The sequence below is a fragment of the Mesorhizobium sp. M7A.F.Ca.CA.002.05.1.1 genome (assembly GCF_003998335.1).
In the GTDB taxonomy this organism is placed as follows: Bacteria; Pseudomonadota; Alphaproteobacteria; order Rhizobiales; family Rhizobiaceae; genus Mesorhizobium.
In genome coordinates this window covers 1-4,707 of sequence record NZ_RZQI01000460.1, presented here as the reverse complement: position 1 = coordinate 4,707, position 4,707 = coordinate 1, and the positions used below count along the sequence as shown (strand labels likewise).

Genomic DNA, 4,707 nt, shown 5'->3' with positions numbered 1-4,707 from the left:
GACGTCAGCCAGTCCGACAAGGGCGGCCTCGTCTTCGGCGGTGACATAGACGGCTACAATTCCTACGCCCAACGCGGCAACATGCCTGTCATGGAGGACGTCTGCGAGGGCGGCATGGCGCTGATGCCGATGATCGGCCGCGTGCGCCTGCTGCGCCAGTGGGGCGGCATCATGGACATGTCGATGGACGGTTCGCCGATCATCGACAAGACGCCGGTCGACGGGCTCTATCTCAACGCCGGCTGGTGCTATGGCGGCTTCAAGGCGACACCAGGCTCCGGCTTTGTCTTTGCCCATCTGCTGGCGCGCGACGAATCGCACGAAGAAGCCGCTCGGTTCCGTCTCGACCGGTTCCGTACCGGCGCCATGATCGACGAAAAGGGCCAAGGCGCCCAACCGAACCTGCATTGAAGGCGGTCTAGAACAGCATGCGCATTGTCTGTCCCTTCTGCGGCGAACGCGAACTCGGCGAGTTCACCTATCTCGGCGACGCCAAGCCGGTGCGGCCGGTCGCCGACGCCTCGGAAGACGAGGTCTTCAACTATGTCTATCTGCGCGACAACGTCGCCGGACAGACCAGCGAACACTGGTACCATGGCGGCGGTTGCCGGGCCTGGCTGAAGGTCACCCGCAACACGCTGACGCATGAGATTTCCGCCGTTGAGCCGGCGGCTGGCGTGGGTGCGAGGCAGGTCGCGAAATGAATTTTCTTGTGCAAGTCAGCGCCGCCCCTCACCTGCCTGCCGGCATCCTCTCCCCGTATAGAGACGGGGAGAGGGACCTGGCTGCTATTCCTGCAGCGTTGATGATTAGCGAAATCGTGGACGAGAGCGTCCTTCTCCCCGTCACTATACGGGGAGAAGTGCCCGGCAGGGCGATGAGGGGCGGCTCGACGCTGCCGCATGACATCGAAGCGACGAAGGGTCGGCAATCGTGACTTCCAGCCAATCCCATCGGCTCGGCAATGGCGGTCTCATCGACCGCTCGGTGCCACTGAACTTCCGTTTCGACGGCAAGGCTTTCTCCGGCTTCCAGGGCGATACGCTCGCCTCCGCGCTGATCGCCAACGGCGTCAAGCTGGTCGGCCGCTCATTCAAATACCATCGCCCGCGCGGTATTCTCACCGCTGGTTCGGAAGAACCCAACGCGCTGGTCGAGCTGCGCACCGGCGCACGGCGCGAGCCGAACACCAAGGCGACGACAGCCGAACTCTATGACGGGCTCGAGGCCGCCAGCCAGAACCGTTGGCCGTCGCTGCGCCACGATTTGATGTCGGTGAACCAGCTGTTCGCGCCGATCTTCGTTGCCGGCTTCTACTACAAGACTTTCATGTGGCCGGCGAAATTCTGGGAAGCGATCTACGAGCCGGCGATCCGCCGCGCCGCCGGCCTCGGCCGTGCCTCAGGCATCGCCGATCCCGATCACTACGACAAGGCATGGGCGCATTGCGATGTGCTGATCGCCGGTTCAGGTCCGGCCGGTTTGGCCGCGGCATTGGCAGCCGGCCGCGCTGGCGCCCGCGTCATCCTGTGCGAAGAGGATGTTGTCCCCGGCGGCCGCCTGCTGTCGGATGGCGGCACGATCGATGGTGTTCCGGCCGCCGAATGGCTGTCGCGGACGCTGGCTGAATTGGCCGATATGCCGGACGTCCGCATCATGACCCGCACGGCACTATTCGGCGTCTACGATGGCGGCGCCTATGGCGCGATCGAGCGGGTCAACGACCACCTGCCCTCGCCGCCTCAGCATCAGGTGCGACAGCGGCTGTGGCGGATCGTGGCGAAGCGCTGCGTCGTCGCGGCCGGCGCCATCGAACGGCCGATCGTCTTTGCCGGCAACGACACGCCCGGTGTTATTATGGCGTCCGCCATGCGCACCTATGTCGCGCGCTATGCGGCGACACCGGCAAAGCGCCTCGCGCTGTTCACCAACAATGAGGATGGCTGGCGCACGGTCGAGACTGCACTCGGGGCCGGCCTGCAGATCGCGGCGGTCATCGATGCACGGTCCGAAGTGTCGCCAGCGCATCGTTCGCTGGCCTCCAAGGGCGGCTTCCCGGTGCTGCATGGTTCCGTCAGCGGCGTCGATGGCGGCAAGGATGGCGTCAGGAAAATCGCGGTCTCGCTGACCGGTGGCGCGCGCGCCGAGGTCGAAGCGGACGGCCTCGCGGTCTCTGGCGGCTGGAACCCGGCTGTCGGGCTGACTTCCTACCATCGTGGCCGGCCGAAATGGCAGAACGACATATCTGCCTTCGTGCCGGACGGCGCGCCTCCAGGCATGGTCGCCGCGGGTGCCGCCAATGGCGATTTCGGCCTCGGCGCCTGCCTGAGCGAGGGATTTGCCGCCGGCGCGGCAGCGGCGCGTGACACGGGACATAGCGGCACAGTGGGTATCGCGCCTGCCGCCGACGACGAGGCATTCTCGCTGACGCCGCTATGGCACGTCGCCGGCAAGGGCAAGGCGTTTGTCGATTACCAGCACGACGTCACCGCCTCCGACATCGAACTGGCGCAACGCGAAGGCTTTGAATCCGTCGAGCACCTGAAGCGCTACACGACGCTCGGCATGGCGACCGACCAGGGCAAGACCTCCAATGTCGCCGGCCTTGCCATCATGGCCGCGGTCAGCGGCCGTTCGATCCCCGAGACCGGCACGACAATCTACCGGCCGCCTTACGTGCCGGTCGCCATCGGCGCCTTCGCCGGTCATCATCGCGACGAGACGTTTCATGCGACGCGGCTGACGCCGTCGCACCACTGGGCGGCCGAACAGGGCGCAATCTTCGTCGACACCGGCCTGTGGAAACGTGCGCAATGGTACCCTCGCGCCGGCGAGAAGGACTGGCTGGAATCGGTGACCCGCGAGGTCAAGGCGGTGCGCGGCGGCGTCGGCTTCTGCGATGTCTCGACGCTCGGCAAGATCGACGTGCACGGCCCCGATGCCGGCGCCTTTCTCGATCGCGTCTACATCAACACCTTCTCCAGCCTCGCCGTTGGCAAGGCGCGCTATGGGCTGATGCTGCGCGAGGACGGCATCGTCTATGACGATGGCACGACATCGCGGCTGGCCGAGGACCACTATTTTCTGACCACCACCACGGCCAAGGCCGGGCTGGTGATGCAGCATCTCGAATTCTGCCGCCAGGTGCTGTTCCCGGAGCTCGACGTGCAGCTCACTTCCGTCTCGGACCAGTGGGCGCAATTCTCGATCGCCGGGCCGAAGACACGCGACCTGCTCAGGGAAATCGTCGACCCGGCCGAAGACCTTTCCAACGAAGGCTTTCCATTCATGGGCGCGCGCGAAGTAGCACTTCGCGGGGGCCTGAGGGCACGGCTGTTCCGTATCTCGTTCTCAGGCGAGATGGCTTTCGAGATTTCAGTGCCGGCGCGCTTTGGCGATGCCATGGCGCGCAATCTGATGCTGGCCGGCGCGCCATTCGGCGTGACGCCCTACGGCACCGAGGCGCTCGGCGTCATGCGCGTCGAAAAGGGCCACATCGCCGGACCGGAACTGAGCGGCACGACGACGGCGGCCGATCTTGGCCTGGGCAAGATGATGTCGACCAAGAAAGACTATATCGGCCGCGTCATGGCCGGACGCGAGGCGCTGGTAGCCCCGGACCGGCAGGTCGTCGTCGGCATCAAGCCGACGGACAAGGCACGCCGGCTGCGCTCCGGTGCGCACATCATCCCGAAGGGACAGACACCCGGCCCCGGCAACGACCAGGGCTATGTCACCTCGGTCTGCTTCTCGCCGACGTCGGATCAGTGGATCGGGCTCGCGCTTGTCGAACGCGGCCGCGAACGCATCGGCGAGATCGTGCATGGGCATGACCCGTTGCGCGGCGAAGACTACGATGTCGAACTCTGCAATCCCGTCTTCTACGATCCGGATGGAGGGCGCCAGCGTGGTTGATTTTTCCTGGGCTCCCCGCAGTCCCCTTGAAAAGGCGCTTGTTGCCGGCGTGCATGGTGCACGCGGTATCGAGGCCGGCGTCTCGCTGACCGAGATCCGCAATTTTGACCTGATCCAGATCATGGCGAGGCGCGGCCAAGGGGCTGATCTGGCGAAAGCGGCCAGGGCCCGTTTCGGCGCGGTGCCACCGGATGCGCCGAAGGCGGTACAGACTCCGGATGCCACGCTGATCTGGTCGGGGCCGGATCAGTTCTTCGTTCTGTCAAACGGCGGCAAGCACACGACGCAGACGTTGACGCCGGCATTCTCCGGCTCCGCCTCGCTGTCGGATCAGTCGCATGCACGGGTCTTGATCAGCATTTCGGGCGTCAAGGCACGCACCATGCTGGCGAAACTGTCTTCGATCGACTTGCACCCAACGACGTTCCCGGTTGGCGCCGCCGCCGCGACATCGATGGATCACACCAGCGTCACGCTCTGGCGCGGCGGCGATCGGCCGGATGGGCAGGCGGTGTTCAACCTTCTGGTGTTTGCGACCTTCGCCGAAAGCCTTTGGCATACGGTGCTGGATTCGGCTGCGGAGTATGGTGTCGATATCCGCCACAGCGAGGAACTGGTCTAGTTTTCAGTTTTCGTCGGAATGGCCAATTCCGAGCGTCGGCGCCGCCCCTTGTATCTGCACGAGATGATTATGTGCGATGGAAGCGATTGAGCCTCGGGCCGGATGGCCATCCGGCCCGAGGCTTGGCGAAGTCGCCCGCTGCCCCTCCGGCTACAACCGTCAATGAGCTT

The 4,707-nt window shown here is 65.1% G+C and carries 4 protein-coding genes; all 4 read left to right on the top strand.

Annotated elements, in window-relative coordinates; translation table 11 throughout:
- The coding region (locus EN939_RS21510; protein WP_127269580.1) for an FAD-dependent oxidoreductase at positions 1-411 on the top strand (411 nt) is incomplete at its 5' end.
- Between the two features lie 17 nt (positions 412-428).
- Positions 429-704, top strand: coding sequence for a sarcosine oxidase subunit delta (locus tag EN939_RS21505; RefSeq protein ID WP_127269579.1), 276 nt, complete (start codon positions 429-431; stop codon positions 702-704).
- A 229-nt stretch (positions 705-933) separates the two neighbouring features.
- Entirely contained in the window at positions 934-3,915 is a 2,982-nt protein-coding gene (locus EN939_RS21495) for a sarcosine oxidase subunit alpha (RefSeq protein WP_127269577.1), read from the top strand.
- The gene (locus EN939_RS21490) at positions 3,908-4,537 is read left to right on the top strand and encodes a sarcosine oxidase subunit gamma (RefSeq protein WP_127269576.1); all 630 of its coding nucleotides are present in this window, start codon (positions 3,908-3,910) and stop codon (positions 4,535-4,537) included. Before EN939_RS21495 ends, EN939_RS21490 begins: the two co-directional genes overlap by 8 nt.
- The last annotated feature ends 170 nt before the right edge of the window (positions 4,538-4,707 follow it).